Here is a 26447-nt window from a genome sequence, read left to right as displayed (position 1 = left end):
ACTAAATCCTCCTAAATTTTTATACGTTTTAATCGTAATGCATTTATGACAACCGATACGGAGCTAAATGCCATTGCAGCACCTGCAATCCAAGGCTGCAACAACCCTAAAGCAGCAATCGGTATACCTAAACTGTTATAAAATAACGCCCAAAATAAATTTTGGCGAATATTATTCATTGTTTTCTTACTTAAGCTAATAGCTTTCGGAATATGTGATAAGTCGCCACCTACTAGCGTAACATCCGCTGTTTCAATCGCTACATCTGCACCAGTACCAATCGCCATACCAATATCAGCTTTTGCAAGAGCTGGAGCATCATTAATCCCATCTCCAACCATCGCAACAATTTTCCCTTGTTTTTGTAGTTCAGCTACTATATCTGCTTTTTTCTCTGGTAGAACTTCAGCAAATACATTTTCAATCCCAACTTGATCTGCAATCGCCTTTGCGGTGTGTTTATTATCACCAGTTACCATAAAAACTTCTATTTTTAAATCCTTTAATGCGTTTATCGCATTTCTTGAAGATTCTTTAATTGTATCGGCTACAGCAATAATTCCTTCAAGCTTCTCGTCAATTGCTACTAACATTCCTGTCTTTCCGGCAGATTCAAATACAATTAATTGTTCATCAACTGAAGAAAAATCGATATTCTTTTCATTCATTAACTTTCGAGTACCGATATATACCTTTTTATTTTCGATCATGGCTTCTACTCCATGTCCAGGTATGGCAATAAACTCTGTAATATCAGTTAGTTGCAATTCCTGCTTAAGAGCGTATTGAACAATTGCTTGTGCTAAAGGATGCTCTGACATTTTCTCTACACTTGCAACGAGCTTCAATAAATCCTCTCGTTGATTTAAATTAATGATATCTGTTACTTCAGGCTTTCCTTTTGTAACAGTTCCTGTTTTATCAAGAATGATTGTATTAATTTTTTGGGTAGTTTCTAAAAATTCTCCACCTTTGTATAAAATACCATTTTCCGCACCTTTTCCACTTCCAACCATAATCGAGGTTGGTGTAGAAAGTCCTAAAGCACAAGGACATGCGATGACTAAAACAGCTATTGCTACTTCAATTGACTTAGGCAAATTTTGTGGATCAATTACAAAAAACCAAATGATAAATGTTAAAATGGCTATGCCAATTACAATTGGAACAAATATATTCGAAATTCGATCTGCTAATCTTTGAATAGGAGCTTTTGAACCTTGTGCCTCTTCGACTATTTTCACAATATTTGCTAATGCCGTATCCTTACCAACCTTATCAGCTTGAATCGTTAAAATACCATTTCCATTAACTGTTGCTCCAACTACTTTATCATCAGCCTTTTTATCAACTGGTAAAGACTCACCAGTAATCATTGATTCATCAACTGTAGATACTCCTGATACAATGATACCGTCGACAGGAATTTTCTCACCTGGTTTTACAAGAAGGAGATCTCCAACCTTTACAGCTTCAAGTGGTACATAAATTTCTTTTCCATTATCTAAAACTATTGCTTCCTTTGCTTGTAATTCCATTAGTTTAGAAATTGCTTCAGTTGTTTTTCCTTTAGCTATATGCTCAAAATATTTTCCAAGTAAAACTAATGTTATTAATACTGCACTTGTCTCAAAATAAAGATGCGGCATATACGAGCTATTATTTATTGTCTTAATCGACTCAACTAAGCTATAAAAATAAGCAGCCGATGTTCCAAGTACAACAAGAACATCCATATTTGCACTATAATTTCGTATTGCTTTAAATGCTCCTACATAAAAATGCCAACCTATAATAAACTGAACTGGAGTTGCAAACAAAAGTTGAAACCATGGATTCATTAATAAATGTGGCATCCATATATTAGTACTAAATGGCAGATGAGATACCATCGAATACAATAGTGGAATTGAAAGTAAGATTGAAACGATTAATTGAATCCGCTTGTTTCTTGTTGTGTCTTTTTCTTTAACTACATTTTCGTCTTTTATAGCTGCAACATAACCGATGTGACTAATTTTATCTATTATGGATTGGACTGAGCGTACTTCAGGTAAATAAGAAATCGTTGCTATATTCATAGCTAGATTCACATTGATTTGAACAACTCCATCCATTTTCCCTATTACTTTTTCGATTCGAGCTGAACAAGCAGCACATGTCATTCCTTCAATATTTAGCGTAATTTTTTCAACTGCAACCTCATAACCAATCGTATGGATTTTTTCTATTAAATCAGAAGTTTGATATTGCCCTTTATCATATATAATAGTAGCTTTTTCTAAGGCAAGATTCACATTTGCTTTTAAACCATCCATTCGATTTAAGCTTTTTTCGATTCGGGTTGCACATGCGGCGCAGGTCATACCCTCAATACCAAGGGTTAACTGCTTTGCATCATTCATACTAATCAACCCCCTTTACTTTACGTAACGCTTAATAACCTCCATTAATTCGGTTACTGATTCTTCGCCATTGTTTTCTTTAACTGCCTTAACCATACAATGATTCGCATGTCTTTCAATTAATGAGAAGCTTACCTTTTTCATAGCAGCTTCAACTGCCATAATTTGCGTCAAAATATCTATACAATATCGGTCCTCTTCGACCATTTTTTGAATACCTCTTACTTGCCCCTCTATTCTACGAAGACGTTTCATTAAATCGTTAATTTCGTCTTCACTTCTTGGAACCATTTGATTATCATGGCAATTTTCCATTTTATCACCTCACCATTATTATATACTCATAGGGGGTATAGGTGTCAATTTTTTATTCTATTTATTTTATGTTGTCCATATGATGATAAAAAGCGAATAGTTAGGGGGTATCATATATGTTCACCAGTTGGGTATGTATTAGCATAATGCTCTTTATAACAATCATTTCGATCCACCTTAAACCAACAAAAAATGACCAGATGCATCAAATGATGTATATGATGATGATCAGTATGACTACTGGTTTAACAATAGGTGTACTCATTACACTTTCAAATCACCAACAATTTTTTAATTCCTTACTCATTTCGATGGGCTTATCTGCATTCATTGGATTATGTATCGGCTTTCGATTACATTTTCTTGCACTACTCGAGGGGATCTTTACTGGAATGATGGCCGGTATGATGGGGAGCATGATCGTCGTTATGATTTCAATATCAGAAGCACATGCTTTATTATTAATTTGTTTATTATTATTAACTTGTTCAGCCATATTTTGTTCTACTATGTTTTTAAGTCAGCGATTCCCAAAACTACTATCATCATTCTTTCCAGTAATTATTATTTCTAGCCTGCTGCTCATCTTAACTGTGTTTTATTCTTTTACACATTTTGGAACTACTACTGTTTCCCAGAGCTATAAAATTAATGTGTTGAAAAAATAGAAAGACACCCTCATTGTAGGGTGTCTTCAAAATGTTGAAAACTTCTATTCCTAAAAATTCAATAGAGATTGTATTTTCAATAAAGCAATGTAAGTATACAAAATAATAGTTAAATTTGGGTTCAACTACCTGAGACACAAAAAATATGTCTAGTTAGTCATTTCATTTATTAATTGAAATTTTATTGCCAACAATTTCATCAAAATACTTTAAATGAATTTGTTCTTTATTAATTTCGTCTTTAAAATATCGTTCATGGATCAATACTTTTGCAATGTACTCTTTTCGATTATGCTCTTTTGCATCTTTAAGAGCAGTAACTGCTTCAATTAAATCCGCCATTTTATTTGCTATTTTCTTTGCATTATATGATTGAGAATTTGCATCTAAAGTAAATGTATAATAAACAATTTCATTTAATTCCTCCAGCTTTTTCTTTACGATTTCACTTTCATCTACTAATGTTTGAGGTGTATCTACTAATTTTTCTTCAATATATGATTTAAAGACTTGATAACCATCCATTTTTTTAAACAGTCTTAAAATCTCTAAACCTAAAATATTAGCTGTTCCTTCCCAGACTGTAAGTACCTGAGCATCTCTTAAAAGTCGAGGTGTAACAAAATCTTCAATATAACCATTTCCTCCATGCATTTCGATCGCTTCGTGGGAGAAATGAATTGCTTCTTCGGCAGTGCGCATTTTTAATATAGCAATTAAAAGTCTTACTACTGTTTGCTCCTCGGTTGTTCCATTTTCTTTCCCAACCACTCGATCATATAAAGCAACTAAATTAAATACTGCACTAGTTTGTACTTCTTGAATGGAGGCAAGTTTTACTAGTGTCTCTTGAATCATTGGATACTTAGTTAATATTTGTCCAAATGCAAGCCTATTTTCTGCATATTTCTTCGCTTCCACATAGGCTCTTCTCATAATTCCAACTGATGCTACAGCATTACATATTCTAGATAGATTCAGTGCTTCCATCATATAGTTAATTCCTCTAGAAGGATCTCCGATTAGAAATGCTTTCGCTCCATTAAACTCAATTTCTCCTGATGGAACAGCTCTTACACCTAGCTTATCTTTTAAGCGACGAATCGTGAATCCATTATTTGTACCATCATCATTCTTCCAAGGAACTAAAAATAAACTTAGCCCCTTACTACCAGAAGGTGCTCCTTCAATTCTAGCTAAAATCGTTGTAATACCACACTGCCCTGCATTACTAGCAAAATATTTTTCTCCATAAATACGATAGTAATCTCCTTCTTTAACTGCTTTCACTACATTGGCTCCAACATCTGAACCACCCTGTCTTTCAGTTAAAAAAGTTGCCCCCTCATATAATTCTGTTTCACCGGTCGATAATAAATGAGGTAGATATTTTTCTTTCAGTGCTTCATCTGCATATCTTTCAACTAAAAAAGTAGCAGCCATTGATAATGATACCGGACAATAAAAACCAGCTTCAGTTTGTGATAATAAATACCCTTGTGCATAGGAATAAATATAATTTCCCTTAATACCAAGTTCTGGTATTGGCTTATGGATATAGCTAACGATCCCTCTATTATAAGTATCTTTTACAGTTTGCTTATAACCATCATTTACCCAAACATGTGAAATATCATTACCATATGCATCATATTTGATTAAACGTGGTTGACCTTCTCGGTCTGTATGAATTGCACGTTGATCGATTTCATTCGCACAAAGCTCGCCAAATTCTTCTAATTCTCTATCAGCCCATGCAAAAAAATCTTCATTAAAATATTTTCTTAAAATCATTTGTAGATTAAGATCTTCTTTATAAAAATTCATTAAGCCTTCCACACCCTTTTCCAGAAGTATTTTTACTAAATCTGTAATAAATTTCGCTCAAGCTTACTCTTCATTCTTATAATTTCTTCTTTTAATTGGATTAGATCGTTAATCTTTTTATCCAACTCTACAATCTTCTGATTTCCATATTCAATTGTTTTTTGTAATTGTTTTTCTCCTGTTCGATCAATTGTAAATAAATCAATCATTTCTTTTATTTCCTGCAAATTAAAGCCTAAATTTTTACCTCTTTGAATTAAATAAAGACGTGTTCGATCTTTTTGAGAATACTTTCTTCTACCACTTTCAGTATAGGTAGGGTGTAATAATCCGATTTCTTCATAATATCTAAGGGTTCTATGAGTCGTATTAAATTCATTCGTCATCTCTCGAATCGAGTAAAACTTCAAAATGCCCTCCTCCTTCTAACTATAGATTTATTATAAATCTTACGTAAACGTCAGTTTCAAGACGGATTCCTTCGACAAAAAATTCGAGGATAAGATACTTTTTAAAGTACTTATTCTTAATACCTCCTACTTTTCCTTCCTTTTTTTGGTATAACGTTTTGAATTTATGCAAAGCATAATTTTATCTGTAGCCTAAGGCTTAATAATTGAAGTAGTTCCATATTGGTGAACTAGAAGGAGATTACAATGAGGAAAACAATTGCTGATTTACTAATTGATTCATTGATTCAGGCAGGAGTTACTAGAATTTACGGTATTGTTGGCGATTCTTTAAATGCTGTTTTGGATTCAATTAAAAACTCCAAAAGAATTGAATGGATTGGCGTTCGTCATGAAGAAGTTGCGGCTTTTGCTGCGGGTTCAGATTCTTTATTAAGTGGAAGTATCGCAGTTTGTGCTGGAAGCAGTGGCCCAGGTAATCTACATCTAATTAATGGATTATACGATTGTCATCGAAGTCGTATTCCTGTACTTGCGATCGCTGCACATATCCCAAGCATCGAAATTGGAAGCGAATATTTTCAACAAACTAAACCAGAGCAATTATTTAAAGAATGCAGCCACTTTTGTGAAACAGTATATAGAGCAGAACAAATGCCTCGTCTAGCAACGATTGCCATGCAGCATGCAATAGCAAGAAAAGGTGTATCTGTACTTGTTTTACCTGGAGATATTGCTGCATTAGAAGATCGACAAACTGTTCCAGAACAAGTCATTCATGTCACTAATCCACTAATTACTCCATCTAAACCAGAATTAGAAAAACTAGCTGGTTTTCTTAACGATGGTAAGAAAGTTACTTTACTTTGCGGAGCAGGCTGTGAAGGTGCTCATTCTCATTTAATGCTACTTTGCGAAAAGTTAAAATCTCCAATGGTTATTGCGCTTAGAGGAAAAGAATTCCTTGAATACGATAATCCATACAATGCTGGGTTGACCGGATTAATTGGCTACTCATCGGGGTATCACGCGATCATGGATTGCGATGTCTTATTGATGCTTGGAACAGATTTTCCTTATCGACAATTTTATCCGGACGATGCAGTTATTTTGCAAGTAGATGTTCGAGCTGAGCATTTAGGTCGACGAGCTGCACTTACTTATGGACTATGTGGTGATGTTAAAGAGACAATTAGTCAGTTATTACCTCTCTTAACAGATGTGAAAGATTCAAGCCATCTAGAAAAGTATGTTTCAGCATACAAAAATGTCCGTGAAGATTTAGATAAATTTGCTGTAGGAAAACCAGGACGCACACCGATCCACCCTCAGTATTTAACTAAGATTGTAAGTGATCTTGCAAATGAAGACGCTATATTTACATGCGATGTCGGTACGCCAACATTATGGTCTGCAAGATATTTACAAATGAATGGAAAGAGAAGATTACTTGGATCATTTAATCACGGAACAATGGCTAATGCCATGCCTCAAGCAATTGGTGCTCAAGTTTCGAAACCTGATCGCCAAGTTGTCGCAATGTGCGGAGATGGTGGATTGTCAATGTTAATGGGTGATTTATTAACAATACATCAGCATAAATTGCCTGTAAAAATAGTTGTATTTAATAATAGTGCGCTAAGTTTCGTAGAATTAGAAATGAAAGCTGCTGGTTACCTAGAAACTGGTACAACTTTAGAAAACCCTAACTTTGCAACATTAGCTGAAGCGATGGGGATTGAAGGAATTCGTGTAGAAGATCCCGCTGATTTAGAATCCGCTGTACAACGTGCATTTGAACACAATGGACCGGTATTAATCGATGTTTTAGTAAACCGTCAGGAATTAGCAATGCCTCCTAAAGTAAGTATTGAACAAGCTCATGGATTTACACTTTGGACATTAAAAGCTGTATTAAATGGTCATGCAAATGATGTAATTGATCTTGCTAAAACGAATCTTTTAGATCGATTCCATCTATAATTAATGAACCCGTTCAATTCGAACGGGTTCTTTTGTTATTTAGGTAATTGGAAGTCAATATTCATACTCATAAAAGTTTCATGAGTAACCAAAATAGCTCGATCTTCAAAATAACTTACTCATAAACAATCTAAAAAGAACCCGTTCAATTTAAACGGGCTCTTCCTTAAATTTGTTCAGTAAGTTTTCCATTTTCAATATAAACAACACGGTCACACAAGTCTAGCATCCTTTTATCATGAGTGACCATTATCGCAGCTTTTTGTCTTTGCTTCACTTCTTTAGATAGCATTTCAACTACTGATCTTCCTCTTTCAGAATCGAGACTAGCTGTAGGTTCATCCGCAAAGATTACTTCTGGATCATTCATTAGTGCTCTTGCAATGGCTACTCGTTGTCTCTCACCTCCTGATAAATTTTCTGGATAATTTTTCATCCTCTTGGATAATCCTAATTGTTCAAGCAATTCGTTAGCTTTCTTCTCGGCAATTTTATTTTTTATTCCAGCTAATTCGGCAATTAATAGAAGCTGATCTTTAACTGTTAAATACGGGATTAAATTAGACATTTGAAAAATGAATCCGATTTTAGATAATCTAAATTCATTCAGCTTATTTGCTGGAAGATTACTTAGTTCAATATCATCTATTAGAATTCTCCCACTAGTCGGAGATAGTAATGCACCCGCTATTGAAAGGAAGGTACTTTTACCTGAGCCAGACGGTCCTACAACTGCCACTAGTTCACCAGCTTTTACTTGCATAGAAACTTGATCTAATACCGTTGTTGCTAAAGAATCTCCGTCATTGTATGTTTTGCTAATATTATCTAGCACTAGTTTATTACTCATTAAAAAGCCCTCCCTATTGCTTCAATCGCATCAATTTTTACTACTTTTAATAAAGAGATTAATGAGCCGACTATTGCTACAAATAGGAATAATAATGAACTTCCGATGATTAACGGAGCATCAAATACAAAAGGTAAGCCAGCTGGTAATACTTTCGATAATCCAAATGTGATTGAAATACTTATCATTAGACTTAATAGTGTAAGTGTTAATACTTGAAAAATAATATTTTTAGCTAAATAACTAGTTTTTGAACCAATTGCTTTTAGCACGCCAAATTGATTGATTTTTTGAATCGTAATGATATAGAAAAAGACTGCTAACACAAATGCTCCGATAAAGAATAGAAAAACAATCATAATTAGTAAAGATCCCTGTTCTTCTTTATAACCAGGTATGCCTTTTAATGCTTGTTTTTTATTAATTACCTCTACACCAGAGACTTTTTCATTTACCTTTTTTGCAGTACTTTCGTTTGTTTTTAACGCAATTGCATTAAATGAATTCTTACTATTCACCATCGACCACTCTTTGTAATTCATATGGATAACCGGTGCATGACTATATGATTGATTTTCTGTAAATCCAATAACTTTAAATTCTTTACCTGAGATTTGATCTGAAATTTTGTCCCCAAGCTTGATTCCTTTTTCTTTCAAAGAGATATCTCCTACAACTTCATTCTTTGTTGAATTATTAATCATGTCTCCTTCAATTACCTTTGGAGCCGCTAAACCATTCACATCAATTCCAAATAATGTAGCATCAATTTTTTTAGATGTTCCATCCTTTAGAAACGTAGTCATTTGAACTCCTAAAGTAGTAGAATTTTTCTCATCAACAAATTTCTGAACTTCATTTATTTGATTTTCCGTTAACATTGAATGATTAATTTGTTTACCTGATTCCTTTTGTAAAACAAAATAGTTTGATGCCATGCTATCAATAGAAGAAGCATTATCAAAAGATAATCCTTTCGCTAATCCTGAAACGAATAATACTAGGAATGATATAAGGATCATGATTAGACTAATTAATAAAAAACGTAATTTTGCGTGTTTAAATTCCCTTAATGCAAGAAACACCTGTCATTCATCTCCCTTAACATACTAAATTTTAAAGAGTGTAAAAAGTAAAATCACTCTTTGTAATTTAAAGTATAGGAATGTTAGATGAACAACAGGTGAACAGTCGATTACAATTATAAATCAGAACTCTTTAATATTAGGTATGGATAGATGAAATTTAGTTCCTTCGCCTACTTTACTGCTTACTTCTATATGCCCATTATGCAATTCGATGATTTGTTTAACAATTGCTAAACCTAAGCCACTACTGGATTCCTTTCGATTCCTTGCTTTATCAACAATAAAAAATCGATTAAATATTTGTTCTAGATCATTTTCGGAAATGCCAATTCCAGTATCTTGAAATTCAATTTGAACATACTCTTCATTACTACTCAGTTTTATTGAGATTGATCCACCTTCATGATTAAATTTAATGCTATTCGTCATTAGGTTTGTCCAAACTTGATGCATTAGATTCTTGTCAGCACATACATAAGTTTGTGGTAATTCCAAATCAATGGCCAACTCTTTGTTTCTCCAACTCCATTCAGTTGTAAAAACTACTTGTTTAATTTGTTCGGCAACATCAAAAGTTGTTTTTTGCAATATACTTTCTTCCTTATCTAATGCGGCTAACGTTAATAATTGTTTACTTAACAAGGACATTCTTTTACTTTCTTCTTCTATTATTGATAAGTAATGATTCTTTTGCTCTTCGGTTAATTTTTCAGTTTGTAGTGACTGTGAAAAACCTTGTATTGATGCAAGGGGTGATTGAATTTCATGAGATACATTCGAAACAAACTCCTGACGCATCGCTTCAATTTGTCTTAATCTTTGTGACATGTGCGAAAAGTGATTAGCAAGTTTTCCAATTTCGTCTTGGCGTTTAATTTGCAATTGAACATTATATTTTCCTTCTGCAATCTTTTTAGTTGCTTCTGTTAATTTAATAATCGGTTTTACAATATATCTTGTACTAACTAAAACGAATATAATACTTAATACGATTGTCAGTAAAAGGAGAATGGAAAAGAGTATACGTAATTCACCAAATTGAAGCTGTACATTTGGACGCATAAAAAGCGCAAATTGATTAGAAGTCGATTTTAAAGGAACACCCACTGTATTGTTCAATGTATTATCAAAAAAACCAGTCACAAATAATGATGTTGGAAATTCGGCAATACCATGATAGACCTTCCCGTTCAAAACAGAATCAATCACTTTGCGATCTAGTTTTTTTTCTCTAAAAGAACCACCATAAAAAGATTGATTTCCTTGTTGATCTACTAATAAAATTTGATATCCCAATTTACTAATACTTTTTAAGTAATTGCTTAATTCGATATCATTATTTTCTTCATAAAAAGTACCAACGTCTAAAGCCATTTTAGTTAATTTTTTATCATTATAAGGCTTTAGATTATAGTGGTAATACACATTTGAAAGAAAGAAAGCCAATAAACTGCTAAAAATCATTACACCGAGGATTGTAAGAACAATTCTTATGTATAAAGTTTTCACTTTCTAGTGACCTCCAATTTATAACCAACACCGCGAACTGTTTTTATACTAAAGTCATTCGTTAAAGTAGAAAATCGTTCACGTAATCGTTTAATATGAACATTTATTGTTCGATCATCACCTTCAAAATCAGCACCCCAGATTAATTGGATCAGCTCATCACGTGTAAAAATTCGATCCGGATAACTTGCCAATTGAGACAATAATTCAAATTCCTTCATTGGAAGCATAAGTAATTTTCCATTACAGTATACTTCATAGCTTTTTCGATCGATAACGGTTTCGTTCAGTTTTATTTTTTGAGCACTAATCATATTGTATCTTCTTAACAGTGCCTTAATCCGGAATAGTATTTCTTTTGGTTCAAATGGTTTGGTCAAATAGTCATCTGTTCCTACAGCAAAACCTTTTTCTTTATCAGAAAGCTCGCTTTTTGCAGTTAACAATATTACTGGAAAATCATAATACTCTCTTATTTCTTCACAAAGCTGGTACCCATCTTTACCAGGCATCATGATATCTACAATCGCTAGATTAATTTGTTGATGTTCAAGTAATGTAGAAGCTTCGTCTCCGTTAGCTGCTTCAAATGTAGTATAGCCTTCTGTTTGTAAATACATTTTTAGCAACTCTCTTATATGAGAATCATCATCTACAATTAAAATTCGAATCATAACTTATCCCCATTCTTTGAAATTAGTGCAATTATTTAAAAAATCATATCATATTTTAATTTTAATTTCCTTTTACTATTTTTCATGGGCAGAAATGCTGATGTATTATAACATGATTAAAAAAATTTCTGTAATATAGTTTGTCCCCCATACATTTCTGTATTTTTAAACATAATATTAATATGTAGTTTATAATGGCTGTTTTCGTAAATCTTGTTGCTCTTTAAAGAGATGTCTAGTTGAATATACTCGGGAGACATCTCAGATTTTCCTTTTTCTGATACTCCTACAGAAACCCTACACCTTGTTTCCAACCAGCTTCTTTATTTACTGTGTGTTTTAAAAATGATCGGTTTATAAACAACAACCATTTCGAAAAGAGTCAATCATGAGAGTATTATGTTAGAAATAGTAAGATTTGCCCCTACTTTCGATATTATTATTTCAACATAATAATATTTAAAAAAAGTTCCTTTATGGAACTTTTTTGCATTTTATTGAAAAAATTAGTTGCCAATTAAATTTTGTAGCACTTTTAATCATTATTGATAATTTTATTTGCAGTGCAACTTTATTCGTCACACTCCTTCTTTGATCTGAAAAAATAAAAACTAAAGGAACTTCCCTACAACAGTCCTTTAGTTATGAATTTTAATAGCATCTATTAAGAAGTTAGACATTTCAACTGCCTTCTCAAACTCTTTTTCTTTCACATAATAATCATACAACTCCTTACCATATCGTTTCATGAAAATAGTATGATTGCGTGATTTAAAATATGGAAAAGCTGTCTTTTCTATGTACTGTATATATTCTTTCGTTTTATTTTCAATCAAATAGATTAGTAATGTAAAAAGGATTTGATAATGTTGATTCTTTAAATTATTTGCGATTGTTAGACCTTTTTGAGCACTATTTAATAAAGCAGATTTGCGCATTAATTTACCTTCAAATGAACTTTTAAGATAATTATTCAGTCGTTGAAGATAAATTACCGATGGCTTTTTCTCCAATTGTAATGCTGCTTTATAATATTTTTGCGCTTTTTCATAATCTTTTCTTTTAAAATATTCCAAAGCAAAGTTATTTAATAACATCCCTGTTTTATCTGGTGCATTGAGCGTTTCACTATCATGAATCAGATTTTTATATGATTGTTTCAATTTTTTAAAGTCTAAATGCCCATCGTTGCTTGATTGTAAAAGCATAATTGATTCAGCATTTATGGCACGTAAATAATTACTTGTATCTTTAAAATATTTAAGCGCCTTTTCTGCGTATACATATGCCATTACTTTAGAATCAACCCATCCATATGCTACTGCTAGATGATAATAGTATTCTGGATTTCCGTACTCGTTTAGATCAATCTTCTTTAAAGTTTGTATTGCTTTATGATGATTCTCTGTACTTGAATTATTGTAGTTATTTAAATAATAAATTCCTATTACATGCAAAAGGAGATTTCTTTCAAATGGAGGTAGGTCTTTATAGTTTCCTTGTATAATTTGAATAATTGTATGAGTGTTCTTATAGTCGTTCTTTAAGAGATAATATCTTGCTAGTAGCAATTGATACCACGCATCATATTTTGGAGAATTAATAAAAGGGGTTTCTTCCAGCTCTTTTTTACATGAATCAACTTCCTTCATTCTTAGTTTAATAATTGCTGTATGCCAATCTTGTAGTTTCTTTTCTAGATTTTCAAAATTAGCAATTTCTTTTCGAATATCAATTTGTAATCGTTCAGAAAATAAGGAAATAATCTCAGATGAATAGGATGTATTCCCTCTTTCAATTTTTCCTACGTGCTTGGAAGAGCAGATTCCTTTTCCTAGTTCTTCTTGTGTTAGCCCGGCTTTAATGCGATAAAATTTTATAACTTCTCCTTCGATCATTACATGCTCCCCCTATTCCTAAAACTTATACTAAATATACAATAGTTAAGCATAGATTCCATCATGCTATACACACAAATTATTAAGTTATTCTAATGAAAAATTAATAATAAAAAATAGTAATTTAATACTAATTCTAATGAATAATAGGTAAAAGTTAATAGTTAATAAGAAAACCATGAACAAGACAAGTTTGTTCATGGTTTTTAAGTATATTTATTATTGAACACCTACAGCAGTATATGCATCCATTACTGCTTTTGTTTGTGTTGATGGTTGACCAGTAGTTTTGTTATCTGGGTATAAATCACGAGCAGCTTGAATAGCAGCTTCACGCATTTCTTTAAATCCAGAAGAAGGTGTTAAATACATTGTTAATGCACGGTAGTAAATTTTTTCTGCTACTGTACGTTGTAATTTAGTTACTGTAATGCCGTTATGTGTGCCACCTTCAGCGATTAAATATGCAGCTTTATTGTTGATACTACTGTTGATGTGTACGCCACCTTTATCTTCTGTACCTAAATAGCGATCAGCGTAATGATCTGGATATTTGTTATCTTTTAATCCATAAATAGGACTAAGTGACTTAGATTTTGGATTGCTTAATGAACGAAGACCGCCATCTCCATCTTTTGTAGGAGTGTAGATATCTTCACCCATTTCCCAATCAGATGGAACTGTAGCGCCTGCAGCATTCATTTCGGCTAATGCTCCAAAAATATCTGCTAATGATTCATTAATTGCACCAGACTCATCTTGATACGTAAGGTTTGCAGTATTTGAGATTACACCATGTGTCATTTCGTGACCTGTAACGTCCAATCCGCCTGCTAAAGAACCAAGAACAATTCCATCACCATCTCCGTATAGCATTTGCTTTCCGTTCCAAGCTGCATTATTCCATTTTGATCCGATATGAACCGTGCTGATTAATGTCATTCCTTTATTATCTAAACTGTTACGCTTGTGCACTGTTTGATAATATTTATTTACTTTATCAGAGTTCATATGAGCTGATACTCCAGCAGGATCATAGAAAAAATTAGTTGAACTTTTTGTTTCTATTTCAAATCCTGTAAATCCTAATAGTGCTGAAAGAAGAATAAATGGAGTTTCACCCATACGATGAGCATCGAAAGTTGCAAGTGGCACGATATTTGGTGACGTTGTAGTACCACCAGCAATTGATCCACCATATAAATAGCTAGTACCAGTAGATGTGTCTTTTCCAACAGGGAATGTCTGCATATTACCAAATACATCTAAACCTCTTCCAACCGCAACAGAAAGTTTTGCTGGATCTGCTAAATTATCTATTGCATCAAAGCTGTCTACTATTTCTCCATTAGTTGCATCCACAAAATAATGGAAGTAACCAGGTGCTGGCACAGAAGTTGAAGCCTTAACTAAATATGTTAAATAATACTTTCCATTATGTGGGTAAATTGTTAATTCAGTATCAATTCCATCATAATTTTTAACAGTGCCAATTTGAGATTCGATGCTCTCCTTAGCAGTTGCTTCTGCATCTTCTTTAGAAATAGCCGCTTCAGTTGGAATAATTGTACGTGATAATTTTTGAGTTACATTACCAAATGATGCGTATACATTGTTATTTGCGTCTAGTGCAACAGCTTGTCCAGATCCATAAATTGGAATTCCTTTGTACTGTTCAACTGTTCTGACATGGTAAGTATTTGTCGTGCTGTCAGCTTGTTCACTAATAACTTTAAATTGTTCCCATGCGGAACCTGCTCTAGCAAGACCTTCTACTTTTGAATTAAGAAAAGCTTTTACAATTTCATCCTTACTTAAAGCTTGATCAACTGTTGCTGCACTTGCTTTTACATTTACAAATGAAGGTAAAGTTGTTAAACCTCCTCCAAATGCTACAGTTAATGCCATTACTGCTGGAATTGCTTTTCTTCTCATTCTTTTCTCTTTTTTCATTCTCAAAACTTTCACCCCTTATTTAATTTTGTTGCGACTGCAATTTTCATTATTGAGAAAATTCAAAATTAAATCAATATGTCGAAGTCGGGTTCTTTTTTAGGTGATTTTATGGCTTTTTACCCTACAAGCGACTAATTCTGACAAAAAACTACCGATAATTGACAAGAAAATAACCCGCTTTCAATTTTCTGACAACTGAGCAATAATGAATTTCAACAGAGCTTTTGTAAAGGAGTGAAAATTTGAAACAAGCAAGAAAAAAAGTCTCCATCATCGTAAGTTTATGTTCTATTCAATTTTACTTGGCAATGCAAACAGTTGGCCAAACGGAGGCAACCTTTTCTAGTCAGGCATCATCAGAACAAATCGTTTCAGCAGCAATTGTGTTTCCTAAAACAATCCAACAACTAGAAATAACTGCAAAGGATCATTCAACAAGAGCTAATCATATATATAAGTCGATCCTAAAGACATCAATTAATGGCACTGGATCTGATTTGTCAAATTTACTTACTACTGTTCTTAATGAGGAACAAGAATTAAATAATGAGATTAAGAGTTTACAAAATATACAAGAGCAGTTGAACTCTTACCACAATCAAATTCATGAACTACCTGAAACTGAACAAAGTAACTATGAATATGAGAGAAAAGGCTACCAGGTTGTTAACCAACTAATCCAGCAATTAAATGAAACAATTAATCTTCAAAAGATAGCGTTCATTAAATCTACAATTCAAACCCAGCTAGGTGAAAGTAAAGAAATGATTAATAACGATACTAGTGAACCTAAAAATGCTACCGATTCTGGTCAGGGCCAAAGTTCTAATAGTTCTGATACAGATTCAATTCCGAGCCAGGATTCTAATAACTCTAATACAGATTCAATTCAGAGCCGGGATTCTAATAATTCTGATACAGATTCAATTCCGAACCAGGATTCTGATCATACAGATTCAGTTCTGAGCCAGGATACTGATAATACCAATACAGATACAATCACAAACTAAAATTCTAATAATTCAGTAAATACAACTCAAAACGAATAGGTGATATCTCATGTTGAAGAAAGTTTTATCAATTGTAGGTAATATTTTTAAAAGTATTTCTATTGTCATCTTGTGTTTCTTAGCTTTTATTGTGATTTCTTCTAGGTTTACAGGTGGAGATTCTACCATTTTAGGCTATCAATTAAAAGCTGTTTTATCCGGATCAATGGAACCTACTTTTCAAACGGGTTCAATTATTGCCGTTAAGCTAGGTGCAAATCCATCGTCTTATCAAAAAGGCGATATTGTTACCTTCCAAATGGATAATAAGCTAATCACTCACAGAATAGCAGCTGTCCATCATAAAAATGGCGAAATTTCATATAAAACGAAGGGCGATAACAATAATGCCCAAGACTTATGGACTGTGTACCCTCAGAATATCGTTGGAAAATATTCTAATTTTACGATTCCATATGTTGGTTATGCATTAAATTTTGTAAGCTCCAAAGCTGGATCAGCGATATTGTTAATTGTTCCAGGTATTCTTTTGACTCTTTCAGCAATGCGCAATTTATTCCAATTAAGAAAAGAGTTTGAACAAAAAACTGCAGGATGAAGTTGGTTAGATCTCTTAAGTACAAAATAAAAGCTTAAGAGTTTAATAAATAAACCTTAAGGGGGAAATGAAATGAGTTTTACTAAGAGAATTGGTCAGGTAGTAATGAGTGGAGCAGTCGGTTTATCATTAATTAGTGGAGGTACCTTTGCATATTTTAGCGATACAATTAAAACTGATAATACGTTCGCTGCAGGTACATTAGACTTAGGTATGAACCCTAATGCTGTTGTAAACATTAGCAATTTAAAACCTGGTGATGAAGTATATCGTGAATTTACGCTAGAAAACAATGGTACTTTAGATATTAATAAAGTTCTATTAAACACTAAATATCAAATTGAAGACGTAAAAAAAGATAATACTGAAGATTTGGCTAAAAATATTAAAGTAACAATTATGTATAACACTAGCAGTGCTACCAACGAGATTGTTGATACAACATTATATGACCTACAAAATCAAACTCCTGATTTAACAGCAATTAATCAATTTGTAGGTAGTACAAAAGATCCAGATGGCATTGCAGCAGGACAAAAAGAAAAGATTTTCGTATTATTCGAATTTGTTGATAATGGACAAGACCAAAACCAATTCCAAGGTGACAAACTGAAAGTTGACTGGACATTTAATGCTCAAACTGGTGGAAGTACATACCACGACGACACTGATCCTAACAACAACTAATAAAAAACAAAACCACCTAAATTTAATTAGGTGGTTTTTCACACTGTTGAAAAACAATCTTATCAATTAATTACCAAATTTTTGTAAAAGGAGAAGAGTGAGGTTGATTTCCACTCCTTTTTGCTATTTTACTTACTCATGAACCTTTTATGAATAAGCTATTATCATCTTCTTATTTTTTTACTTACTTAATAACCTATTAGTAAACTAATATGAAAGTTAAAAGTGAATCCATTATTTTACTACTTACAAAGCAAATCTTTCTTTTATTAATTTAGCTACTTCTTCTGCACTCATGTTTGTGTTATTTATTCTTAGATAATTCTCCTTCTGAATTTCCCCTTCTATTGAATTTAATCTAAATTTTTCCATTGTCTTCATTAAATTGTTTTCAGACCATTCAATATCTCTTTTTGTTGGCTTATGCTCTAATCTGTGCGGAGTTTTATTTCGCACAAGTCTCTCATCTAGTTCTGCTTCTAGTTCAACAAAATAGGTTGTCGCCCCTTTTGACTCAAATATGGTACAAACTTTCTCAACATAATCCCAATCAGATTTTAGATCGAGAGCCCAAACATAAGTAAAAATAATTCCGTATAAGTCACTTTTGGACACCTCTTCAAATATTTCTTTTCGAAATAAATTAACTAGTCGACTTCCCTCTTTTGTTCCATAATCAAAAAACTTACTAACCAAGTCAATTGTCATGTGGTTATGAAACAATTTTAAATCTGTTATTTTTTCTAGTTCATGTCCTACAGTCATTTTCCCCACAGCTTGTGGCCCAAATACTAATACAAACTTCATGGATCTAGCTCCCAAATATATTAATTTTTTTATAAACGCCTACAAATATAACTGAATTTTTTGACTAGTATATCACACTTGATAATAATTAACTCGATAATAAACTTCAGCATACTAAAAAAACAGAACTATCTGAATGAATTGCATAAGAAATAGTAAAAAAGCAGAAACAAAGAAAAGGAAAATATTCTATGTATATTTTCCTTTTACTAAAAATTTACGAAGTTATCAAAAATTTTTTATTACATTTGGGAACTATTGTGTTAAAATCAGCATATAATTTAAAAACTTTCCCTAGGGAAAAACTATTTGATGTGTACAATAAAACAGGTGGTGGGAAACATGTCACAAGAGTCACAAGAAAAAGTCATATATAAAGAAGCCGGATGGAGACAGGAACATTCACAACCTAGTTTGCAAGAGGTTCATCGTTCATTATCTGTTCCAAAGAAAGCTAGTAATTTCCGTAAGTTTCTAGCATTTGCTGGCCCAGGATATTTAGTTGCAGTTGGATATATGGACCCTGGAAACTGGGCAACTTCAATAGCAGGTGGATCTGCTTTTAATTACACTTTATTATCTGTTATTTTAATTTCAAATTTAATGGCCATTATTCTACAATCATTAGCTGCTAAATTAGGTATCGTTACCGGTAGAGATTTAGCTCAGGCATGTCGAGATCACTTCAGTAAACCTGTATCATTTATACTTTGGGTGCTTTGTGAAGCCGCAATTGCTGCGTGTGACTTAGCTGAATTAATAGGGTCAGCCATCGCTTTAAATTTATTATTTGGGATTCCGTTGTTTTATGGAATATGTTTGACAACTTTAGATATATTACTTGTTTTACTTTTACAAAATAAAGGATTTAGATATATCGAGGCTTTTGTAATTTCATTGATCATATTAATAACAGGTAGTTTTGTTTTTGAGTTGATTATGGCTCAACCTGATGTAAAAGCTGTATTTGGTGGATTTATTCCAAGTTCTCAAGTTATTACAGATCCAAAAATGCTTTATATTTCTTTAGGAATTTTAGGGGCAACTGTTATGCCTCATAACTTATATCTTCACTCTTCAATCGTTCAAACTAGAAAGTTTGAAGTATCTGATGCTGGTAAAAAAGAAGCAATTAAATTTGCTACAATTGACTCAACAGTTGCATTAATGATTGCTTTGTTTGTAAACGCAGCAATTTTAATATTAGCTGCTTCAACTTTCTACAAATCGGGTCATACAAGTGTTGCTTCAATTGAAGATGCATTTCAGCTTCTTACTCCATTACTAGGAACGACTTTAGCTAGTACATTTTTTGGATTGGCATTATTGGCTTCCGGTCAAAATTCTACTTTAACAGGTACTCTAGCTGGTCAAATTGTAATGGAAGGCTTTTTAAATATTAAGCTTAAACCTTGGCTAAGAAGACTAATAACTCGTTTAATTGCCGTTACACCAGCTCTAATCGTCACTTATTTTTATGGAGCAAAGGGAACTGCAGATTTATTAATACTAAGTCAGGTAATTTTATCTTTACAGTTATCTTTCGCGGTTATACCACTAGTCATGTTTACTAGTGATGCTAAGAAAATGGGTAAATTCGTTAATAAAACTTGGCTTAAATCAGTCGCTTGGACAATTGCTTCAGTTATTGCAGTATTAAATGCATATTTACTTTGGGCCACATTCTTTAAATAATAAATTGAAACAAAAAAAGATTGAACAGATGTTTGAATGACATTTGTTCAATCTTTTTTATTTATCTACTGTTACGTTGTTAAATCTGAGTTACAAATAAGTCTTGTAGGCTTGCAAATAAAGAGTTAAACTGTGCAAATAAATGCTGAAAAGTTACAAAAGAACAGTGGACTGCAAATAAATTTCGAAAACCGCAATTAAAATTAGCATAACTGCAATTAAATTTTGAAAATCGCAAATAAAAATATCATAACTGCAATTAAATTCCTAATAACCGCAATTAAGACGAAATATTACCCGTACCAGTTAATGTATTATGATATAAAAATTGTACAATATTGGCTATTCCCAAATGGAAAACCTGCAAGCATGCTCTAATTCTTACTATATTGAATAAAAAATTGATAAAATCTGCTTATTATTTATAAAAAAGGTGCAATCATATCAACTACAAATGAAAAGTACAGCTATGATCCCCCCATTGCTAAATCAACAGAGTTCATCTGTTATATTTTCAATAAAAAAAGGACCGCTCCTTAGTCAGTAACCTGACATATGGAACAACCCATATTTTCAAATAGATCGCATAAAACCTAAAAATTATTTAAAAAAATTATCAATAATTGAGATTTGCTCATTTGTATTTAAAGCAGGTGCATGACCAACTTTTGGTATTGTTTCCATTTGAAACTTCTGCGTTTCCTTCATTTTTAATGCTACATCAAGTGGCAAGACGTCCGAAACTTCTCCTCGAATGAGTAAAATGTTGGACTGAATAGCCTCCCAGTAATTCCATAAGGTTAAATCTTCAGTATGCTGAAATTGTAATGCAATTTTAGGATCATAATCAGGGCCAATGCCACCCTCATCTCTTCTGCGGCAAGAATTTTGCGTAAAATCATTCCATTCTTCTTCACTCGAAACACCAAATGAATGATAAATTAACTTGTAGTAATTCTTCAATTCAGTAAATGTTTTATATTGAGGTGGTGAACCAACATAGCTAATAATTCTCTTAATTCCTTCAATATCTTGTGGTTGGTTTTCTGAAGCTCCTGCCCCGATATCATTTAATACTAAATGAGAAATACGATTTAGATGTTTCGGCGTACCAGCAAGTCGCATTCCAATTGCTCCACCCATCGAAGTCCCTACCCATCGAACTTGTTCAATTTCTAAACGGTCTAATAAATCAATCGCTATATTTACATAGTTTTCAAAACAGTAATCTTGCTCAGGAGAAGTACTCCACTGACTTAATCCTCGTCCAATCGTATCCGGGCAAATTACATGGTAATCCTTAGCTAAATGACGAGCTAAAATATCAAAATCCCTACCATTCCTAGTTAAACCATGCCAGCAAACAACTGTTGGATTTTTTCTTTCTCCCCATTCTGTAAAATGAAGCTCCATTCCATTAATCGTTTCAAACCGAGATTCAGGATAAAAAATATCAATCACTCCATTCATATTAGTGTCCACTTTATGTAATATTCGATTTTTATAAAAATATCCCTATAAAAATAACAGAGAAAAAATAGGTTTATTTGAATAATAATAAAGACAAATACAGCACAATCATGAATATTAAAAATGAAAATAGAATTGATACAAGAATAATTGAATTATGAGCAGGTATAAAAATTCCATTTTGGATTTCTTTCCGCTTTTTACTGTACTGAATAGTAGCTAATACTCCAGAAATAAAACCAACAACACATGCATATATGCCAAGAAAAATTGCTAATCTATTGATGAACTGGTTATCACTAATTTTAATTGTAAAGTGTAGTGAAGTTGTTAAAAATCCTACACCAGTAATTGAGATTGCAGTTCGCAACCATGCTAAATATGTCCTTTCGTTTGCTAGATGCTGTTGTGCATATTTAACACTATCATCTGATAAATCTTTTACTTTACTAAAAGAAACCATATTAAATTACCCCTATCAAAGATTTATAGAGTGATAAACTTATAGAAAACATATCTAATGTTTAGTTTAATCTTTAAAATTTAAGATTTAGTAAATTTGAGTTTACGTTTTGATAAAATTGAAATCAGATAATGTAGATTTAAAACTTTTATTAGGTATTTAACGGAAGGAGAAGTTATCAGAAGACTACTATATAAATAGAACAAATAACGACATTAGTATGAGCTATCAAAAATAAAACGGTCAAAAAGATGGTAATTCCGCCCATCTTTCTGACCGTTCAAGCTAACTATTTTTCTGTTTGTTGAAATTCATTTTGAACCTTTTCCAAAAGTTTTTTATCGGTAATTAAACGATAGCCCGTCAGAGCCAATGCTTTTGCCCCCGTTACTAGAGCATGATCACCAAGTGGCGACCTCGCAGCTTCACGGAATTCATTCGTATGAGCAATTAAATCATCAGGTCCAATTTTAATATATGCGTGAGAAGTCGGAACAACATGGCTTACGTTTCCTGCATCAGTAGATCCAAGCCCGCCGCTTTTGCCATTCACTACTTCACCCAATAGGCTTAGTTCTTCTCCTACAATCTCATCAAGAGATTGATTGATAATAAAATCATGGACTTCATTTTGGAATCTTTCAATTTTCACTGTACTACCAGTTGCTAGTGCTGCTCCTTCGGCAATATTACGAACCTTAGTGGATACTTCCTTCGTACTCTTCCATGTACTAGCACGGATGAAAAATCTCGCTGAAGCATACTCTGGAATAATATTTGGTGCATCGCCTCCATGAGTGATAATTCCGTGTATGCGAACATCACTAGAAAGCTGCTGACGAAGGGCATTAATTCCATTGAATAACTGGATTACTGCATCTAAGGCATTAATTCCATGTTCTGGTGACCCAGCAGCATGGGCTGCTCTTCCAAAAAAATGGAAGTCTAGTGGATCTACTGCCAAAGATGGACTCGACAAACTTGTTTTACCACTTGGGTGGAGCATAAGAGCTGCATCCACACCTTCTAGTAATCCATTTTTTACGAAACTCCCCTTTGCACTTCCGTTTGGTCCACCCTCTTCTGCAGGTGTTCCAAATATGACAACCTCTCCTCCGGTCTCAGAAATGACTTCAGCAAGAGCGATCCCTGCTGCTACACTCGTTGTCCCAATAATATTATGTCCGCATGCATGACCAAGACCAGGTAGTGCATCGTATTCTGCTAAAAAAGCGATGGTTGGGCCTTGCTTAGATGACGTTTTCCTTGCAACAAAGCCTGTTTCATGTCCCGCAATATTACGTGTGACATCGAAACCAGCTTCTACTAGAATTTTAGTATGTGTTTCTGATGCAAAAAATTCTTGATTGCCAATCTCAGGTTTCTCATGAATTTGGTGGCTAATTTCAAGATAGATTTCCTTCGATTCCTCAATACTTTTCACAATTTGTTCTCTTTGTGTGTCAATTTTGACTGTCATTTAAACGATCTCCCTTCTATTCTTTTAAATAAGAATGAACTAACTTTATAGATTTTTAATTTTATCAATCGAAATGACTACCGGAACCGTAGCACCTTTGTCACGTTTAATAATGTAATCATGAACTTCTTTTGATTGATATGCCTTCACTATCTTTGAAAAGTCCTTGTCGTTTTTATTCTTCGTACGAGATGCAATAACATTGATATACGGCATAGCTGCTTTATCATTAGGATCTTCTTTATAAAGTGGATCCTTTGCAGGGTCTAGGCCCGCTTGAACAGCAAATCCATTATTGATGATAGCTGCTGCCACATCATCCAATGATCTAGCTGTTTGCCCTGCAGCAATCGGTTTGATTTTTAGATGCTTAGGATTTTCTTTAATTTGTTCAATACTTCCTTTAGGGTCAAAATTATCTACTAAACTAATTAACTTTGAAGATTGTAATAGTTTAAGTGCACGGCCTGCGTTCGTAACATCATTTGGTATAGTAATAGTTGCTCCATCTGGAATATCACTTAGCTTTTTAAATTTATGCGAGTAAATCCCCATTGGCGCAATCACCGTCGAGCCAATCGCAGAAATATCTAAATTATGATCGCCTTTGAATTGGTTCATATAGGTAATTGTTTGAAAAGAATTTAAATCAAGGCTACCGTCATTAAGTGCTGTGTTAGGCTGAACATAATCTGAAAATGAAATAATTTTCAATTTAATGCCTTCACTTTTTACTTGTTTTTGTACAATATTCCAAAGTTCATAGTCATCACCGTTAATACCAATCTTAACTGTTCTCTCCTTTCCGTTACCTGATGACTCTTTAGAACCACATGCTGATAATACCGAAACCGTTAATAATAATGCTGCAAAAATAGTAAAAAACTTTTTCATCCTCTTTTCCTCCTTACATATCTTGACCACGTATTTCCCAAACTTTGTATGATTTGAACAATAACTACTAGTAATACAACAGTAATGATAATAACCAATGTTTCAAAGCGCTGATAACCATATGTAATAGCTAAGTCACCTAATCCACCAGCACCAACAGCACCAGCTGCCGCAGTCGATCCAATCAATCCAATCGTTGCTGTTGTAAATGAAAGAATCAACGATGGAATCGCTTCAGGTAAAATAAACTTCACGATAATTTGAAACTTTGTTGCTCCCATTGAATAGGCTGTTTCTAGCACTCCCTTATCCACTTCAAGCATGGAGTTCTCAATCAATCGCGCCAAATAAGGGCCTACAAAGATCGAAAGCGGAACAATTGCTGCTACTACGCCAATGGACGTTCCCGTCAATAATCTAGTAAATGGAATAATGGCAACTAGTAAAATAATAAATGGTACGGATCGAACAATATTAATAATGGTATTTAACAACGTAAATAAAGGTTTGTTTTCCATTATATGACCTGGCCTTGTTACAACTAGGATAATGCCTAAAGGCAATCCTATGATTGTGCCAAAAATAAATGACCCTAGTACAGTTAGAAATGTATCTTGAGTTGCCTGCAAAAACTGCGGCCAAAAGAATTCCCAATTAAGCTCCATTTAACTCAACCTCCCTTACATCTATCCCCTTTTCCGAAATAAATTTAATAGCTTTTGCGCTTTCCTCTTTTGTCCCTTCTAGTGCCACAAGTAAATTCCCATAAGGTCTTTCTTGTAGCTCTGTAATCGATCCATAAAGAATGTTTAAATGAATATCGAATTTTTTAAGAACCTCTGATAATAATGGATTGGCTGCCTTTTCACCTAGGAAGACTAATTGATAATATTTCCCCTTTGATAATGTTTTCGATAACTTAGACGGCACCTCATTTTGTAATACAGTGTTAACAAAATTCTTTGTAATACTTTTCTGTGGATTCGTAAAAACGTCGTAAACATTACCTTCTTCGACAATTTCTCCATTATCAATGACGGCCACTTTATCACATAAATCACGAATTACACTCATTTCATGGGTAATAAGGAAAATTGTAAGATTATAGGATTTATTTACCTTCCTTAAAAGCTCTAATACATTCTTTGTTGTTTCAGGGTCTAATGCAGATGTAGCTTCATCACATAGCAAAAGATCTGGGTCTGTTACGAGTGCCCTTGCTATTCCCACTCTTTGCTTTTGTCCCCCCGATAAGTGCCCCGGAAATACATCTTGCTTCCCTGTAAGTCCAACAAATTCAATTAATTCCATTACCTTTTCTTGAACATCCCGTTTCTTCTTTCCTTCAAGGTATAGCGGCATTGCTATATTATCAAAAACCGTTTTGGCTGAAAGGAGATTAAAGTGCTGGAATACGACACCAATTTTTCTACGTGTCTTACGTAACTCTTCATCTTTTAATGTCATCAGGTTCAATCCATCAATCAGAACTGATCCTTCTGTTGGCTCTTCAAGTCTATTTAAACAACGAATCAATGTACTCTTTCCTGCTCCAGAAAAGCCAATGATTCCATAAATCTCGCCTTTCTCAATTTTCATATTAATATTATTTAAAGCTTTAATCGGTGGCCTTCCAGGATAAACCTTGGAGACATTTTTAATCTCAATCAAATTACTTCCTCCAATGCAAGTTATTTTAACAACTATAACTTAGTAAACAGATTCGAAAACTAGGAATTATAACTATATTTCTCCCTTTT

The 26447-nt window shown here is 33.3% G+C and carries 23 protein-coding genes; 6 read left to right on the top strand and 17 right to left on the bottom strand.

The window, feature by feature from the left end; translation table 11 throughout:
• Positions 1 to 11: 11 nt before the first annotated feature.
• Both EP747_RS17705 and EP747_RS17700 read right to left on the bottom strand, forming a co-directional pair.
• Complete coding sequence (locus EP747_RS17705) at positions 12 to 2405, bottom strand: heavy metal translocating P-type ATPase (protein ID WP_129691418.1); 2394 nt, start codon at positions 2403 to 2405, stop codon at positions 12 to 14.
• A 15-nt stretch (positions 2406 to 2420) separates the two neighbouring features.
• Positions 2421 to 2720, bottom strand: coding sequence for a metal-sensing transcriptional repressor (locus EP747_RS17700; protein ID WP_129691417.1), 300 nt, complete (start codon positions 2718 to 2720; stop codon positions 2421 to 2423).
• 116 nt (positions 2721 to 2836) lie between these two features.
• Here EP747_RS17700 and EP747_RS17695 point away from each other — a divergent pair, with 116 nt between their 5' ends.
• Positions 2837 to 3388: a hypothetical protein gene (locus EP747_RS17695; RefSeq protein ID WP_129691416.1), complete on the top strand. Its 552-nt coding sequence runs from the start codon at positions 2837 to 2839 to the stop codon at positions 3386 to 3388.
• 162 nt (positions 3389 to 3550) lie between these two features.
• On the opposite strand, the gene EP747_RS17690 is transcribed toward EP747_RS17695, so the two are convergent.
• Positions 3551 to 5215 carry an acyl-CoA dehydrogenase family protein gene (locus tag EP747_RS17690; RefSeq protein ID WP_129691415.1) on the bottom strand — a complete coding sequence of 555 codons (1665 nt, stop codon included), beginning with the start codon at positions 5213 to 5215 and terminating at the stop codon, positions 3551 to 3553.
• A gap of 35 nt (positions 5216 to 5250) precedes the next feature.
• A complete protein-coding gene (locus EP747_RS17685; protein WP_129691414.1) occupies positions 5251 to 5625 on the bottom strand; it encodes a MerR family transcriptional regulator in 375 nt (124 codons plus the stop codon).
• Between the two features lie 246 nt (positions 5626 to 5871).
• Between EP747_RS17685 and poxB the strand changes: the two genes are divergently transcribed.
• Complete coding sequence (gene poxB, locus EP747_RS17680) at positions 5872 to 7608, top strand: ubiquinone-dependent pyruvate dehydrogenase (protein ID WP_129691413.1); 1737 nt, start codon at positions 5872 to 5874, stop codon at positions 7606 to 7608.
• Positions 7609 to 7774: 166 nt separating this feature from the next.
• On the opposite strand, the gene EP747_RS17675 is transcribed toward poxB, so the two are convergent.
• From EP747_RS17675 to EP747_RS17650, 6 genes are all read right to left on the bottom strand, one after another.
• Entirely contained in the window at positions 7775 to 8458 is a 684-nt protein-coding gene (locus tag EP747_RS17675) for an ABC transporter ATP-binding protein (RefSeq protein WP_129691412.1), read from the bottom strand.
• Positions 8458 to 9543 carry an ABC transporter permease gene (locus EP747_RS17670; RefSeq protein WP_129691411.1) on the bottom strand — a complete coding sequence of 362 codons (1086 nt, stop codon included), beginning with the start codon at positions 9541 to 9543 and terminating at the stop codon, positions 8458 to 8460. Before EP747_RS17670 ends, EP747_RS17675 begins: the two co-directional genes overlap by 1 nt.
• A 123-nt stretch (positions 9544 to 9666) precedes the next feature.
• Positions 9667 to 11055, bottom strand: coding sequence for a sensor histidine kinase (locus EP747_RS17665; RefSeq protein ID WP_129691410.1), 1389 nt, complete (start codon positions 11053 to 11055; stop codon positions 9667 to 9669).
• Entirely contained in the window at positions 11052 to 11729 is a 678-nt protein-coding gene (locus EP747_RS17660; RefSeq protein WP_129691409.1) for a response regulator transcription factor, read from the bottom strand. Before EP747_RS17660 ends, EP747_RS17665 begins: the two co-directional genes overlap by 4 nt.
• Before the next feature lie 638 nt (positions 11730 to 12367).
• Positions 12368 to 13627: a helix-turn-helix domain-containing protein gene (locus EP747_RS17655; protein ID WP_129691408.1), complete on the bottom strand. Its 1260-nt coding sequence runs from the start codon at positions 13625 to 13627 to the stop codon at positions 12368 to 12370.
• A gap of 219 nt (positions 13628 to 13846) precedes the next feature.
• Entirely contained in the window at positions 13847 to 15562 is a 1716-nt protein-coding gene (locus tag EP747_RS17650) for a M4 family metallopeptidase (RefSeq protein ID WP_129691437.1), read from the bottom strand.
• A gap of 263 nt (positions 15563 to 15825) precedes the next feature.
• Between EP747_RS17650 and EP747_RS17645 the strand changes: the two genes are divergently transcribed.
• From EP747_RS17645 to EP747_RS17635, 3 genes are all read left to right on the top strand, one after another.
• Entirely contained in the window at positions 15826 to 16593 is a 768-nt protein-coding gene (locus tag EP747_RS17645; protein ID WP_129691407.1) for a DUF4047 domain-containing protein, read from the top strand.
• 49 nt (positions 16594 to 16642) lie between these two features.
• Positions 16643 to 17191, top strand: coding sequence for a signal peptidase I SipW (gene sipW, locus EP747_RS17640; protein WP_129691406.1), 549 nt, complete (start codon positions 16643 to 16645; stop codon positions 17189 to 17191).
• A gap of 72 nt (positions 17192 to 17263) precedes the next feature.
• Positions 17264 to 17878 carry a TasA family protein gene (locus EP747_RS17635; protein WP_129691405.1) on the top strand — a complete coding sequence of 205 codons (615 nt, stop codon included), beginning with the start codon at positions 17264 to 17266 and terminating at the stop codon, positions 17876 to 17878.
• Between the two features lie 246 nt (positions 17879 to 18124).
• On the opposite strand, the gene EP747_RS17630 is transcribed toward EP747_RS17635, so the two are convergent.
• The gene (locus EP747_RS17630; protein WP_129691404.1) at positions 18125 to 18685 is read right to left on the bottom strand and encodes an AAA family ATPase; all 561 of its coding nucleotides are present in this window, start codon (positions 18683 to 18685) and stop codon (positions 18125 to 18127) included.
• A 342-nt stretch (positions 18686 to 19027) separates the two neighbouring features.
• Here EP747_RS17630 and EP747_RS17625 point away from each other — a divergent pair, with 342 nt between their 5' ends.
• Complete coding sequence (locus EP747_RS17625; protein WP_129691403.1) at positions 19028 to 20380, top strand: Nramp family divalent metal transporter; 1353 nt, start codon at positions 19028 to 19030, stop codon at positions 20378 to 20380.
• Between the two features lie 600 nt (positions 20381 to 20980).
• Here the strand turns inward: EP747_RS17625 and EP747_RS17620 are convergent.
• The 6 genes from EP747_RS17620 to EP747_RS17595 all read right to left on the bottom strand — a co-directional run bounded on the left by EP747_RS17620 (position 20981) and on the right by EP747_RS17595 (position 26358).
• Positions 20981 to 21850, bottom strand: a complete 870-nt coding sequence (locus EP747_RS17620) for an alpha/beta fold hydrolase (protein WP_129691402.1) — start codon at positions 21848 to 21850, stop codon at positions 20981 to 20983.
• Between the two features lie 73 nt (positions 21851 to 21923).
• Positions 21924 to 22313: a YidH family protein gene (locus tag EP747_RS17615; RefSeq protein ID WP_129691401.1), complete on the bottom strand. Its 390-nt coding sequence runs from the start codon at positions 22311 to 22313 to the stop codon at positions 21924 to 21926.
• 289 nt (positions 22314 to 22602) lie between these two features.
• On the bottom strand, positions 22603 to 23793 hold the full coding sequence (locus tag EP747_RS17610) for a M20 family metallopeptidase (protein ID WP_129691400.1): 1191 nt from the start codon (positions 23791 to 23793) through the stop codon (positions 22603 to 22605).
• Positions 23794 to 23838: 45 nt separating this feature from the next.
• Positions 23839 to 24687, bottom strand: coding sequence for a MetQ/NlpA family ABC transporter substrate-binding protein (locus tag EP747_RS17605; RefSeq protein WP_129691399.1), 849 nt, complete (start codon positions 24685 to 24687; stop codon positions 23839 to 23841).
• Positions 24684 to 25352, bottom strand: a complete 669-nt coding sequence (locus EP747_RS17600; RefSeq protein WP_098233178.1) for a methionine ABC transporter permease — start codon at positions 25350 to 25352, stop codon at positions 24684 to 24686. Before EP747_RS17600 ends, EP747_RS17605 begins: the two co-directional genes overlap by 4 nt.
• The gene (locus EP747_RS17595; RefSeq protein WP_129691398.1) at positions 25342 to 26358 is read right to left on the bottom strand and encodes a methionine ABC transporter ATP-binding protein; all 1017 of its coding nucleotides are present in this window, start codon (positions 26356 to 26358) and stop codon (positions 25342 to 25344) included. Before EP747_RS17595 ends, EP747_RS17600 begins: the two co-directional genes overlap by 11 nt.
• Positions 26359 to 26447: the final 89 nt, after the last annotated feature.

This window comes from Gottfriedia acidiceleris, assembly GCF_004138285.1.
Classification (GTDB): Bacteria; Bacillota; Bacilli; order Bacillales; family Bacillaceae_G; genus Gottfriedia; species Gottfriedia acidiceleris_A.
This window is presented reverse-complemented; position numbering and strand designations above follow the sequence as displayed.

What these genes read in the sequence shown, in the direction of transcription:
- EP747_RS17705 (WP_129691418.1), bottom strand. Translation starts at nt 2,405, where the DNA reads ATGAATGATGCAAAGCAGTTAACCCTTGGTATTGAGGGTATGACCTGC.
- EP747_RS17700 (WP_129691417.1), bottom strand. Translation starts at nt 2,720, where the DNA reads ATGGAAAATTGCCATGATAATCAAATGGTTCCAAGAAGTGAAGACGAA.
- EP747_RS17695 (WP_129691416.1), top strand. Translation starts at nt 2,837, where the DNA reads ATGTTCACCAGTTGGGTATGTATTAGCATAATGCTCTTTATAACAATC.
- EP747_RS17690 (WP_129691415.1), bottom strand. Translation starts at nt 5,215, where the DNA reads ATGAATTTTTATAAAGAAGATCTTAATCTACAAATGATTTTAAGAAAA.
- poxB (WP_129691413.1), top strand. Translation starts at nt 5,872, where the DNA reads ATGAGGAAAACAATTGCTGATTTACTAATTGATTCATTGATTCAGGCA.
- EP747_RS17675 (WP_129691412.1), bottom strand. Translation starts at nt 8,458, where the DNA reads ATGAGTAATAAACTAGTGCTAGATAATATTAGCAAAACATACAATGAC.
- EP747_RS17660 (WP_129691409.1), bottom strand. Translation starts at nt 11,729, where the DNA reads ATGATTCGAATTTTAATTGTAGATGATGATTCTCATATAAGAGAGTTG.
- EP747_RS17655 (WP_129691408.1), bottom strand. Translation starts at nt 13,627, where the DNA reads ATGATCGAAGGAGAAGTTATAAAATTTTATCGCATTAAAGCCGGGCTA.
- EP747_RS17650 (WP_129691437.1), bottom strand. Translation starts at nt 15,562, where the DNA reads ATGAGAAGAAAAGCAATTCCAGCAGTAATGGCATTAACTGTAGCATTT.
- sipW (WP_129691406.1), top strand. Translation starts at nt 16,643, where the DNA reads ATGTTGAAGAAAGTTTTATCAATTGTAGGTAATATTTTTAAAAGTATT.
- EP747_RS17635 (WP_129691405.1), top strand. Translation starts at nt 17,264, where the DNA reads ATGAGTTTTACTAAGAGAATTGGTCAGGTAGTAATGAGTGGAGCAGTC.
- EP747_RS17630 (WP_129691404.1), bottom strand. Translation starts at nt 18,685, where the DNA reads ATGAAGTTTGTATTAGTATTTGGGCCACAAGCTGTGGGGAAAATGACT.
- EP747_RS17625 (WP_129691403.1), top strand. Translation starts at nt 19,028, where the DNA reads ATGTCACAAGAGTCACAAGAAAAAGTCATATATAAAGAAGCCGGATGG.
- EP747_RS17620 (WP_129691402.1), bottom strand. Translation starts at nt 21,850, where the DNA reads ATGAATGGAGTGATTGATATTTTTTATCCTGAATCTCGGTTTGAAACG.
- EP747_RS17615 (WP_129691401.1), bottom strand. Translation starts at nt 22,313, where the DNA reads ATGGTTTCTTTTAGTAAAGTAAAAGATTTATCAGATGATAGTGTTAAA.
- EP747_RS17610 (WP_129691400.1), bottom strand. Translation starts at nt 23,793, where the DNA reads ATGACAGTCAAAATTGACACACAAAGAGAACAAATTGTGAAAAGTATT.
- EP747_RS17605 (WP_129691399.1), bottom strand. Translation starts at nt 24,687, where the DNA reads ATGAAAAAGTTTTTTACTATTTTTGCAGCATTATTATTAACGGTTTCG.
- EP747_RS17600 (WP_098233178.1), bottom strand. Translation starts at nt 25,352, where the DNA reads ATGGAGCTTAATTGGGAATTCTTTTGGCCGCAGTTTTTGCAGGCAACT.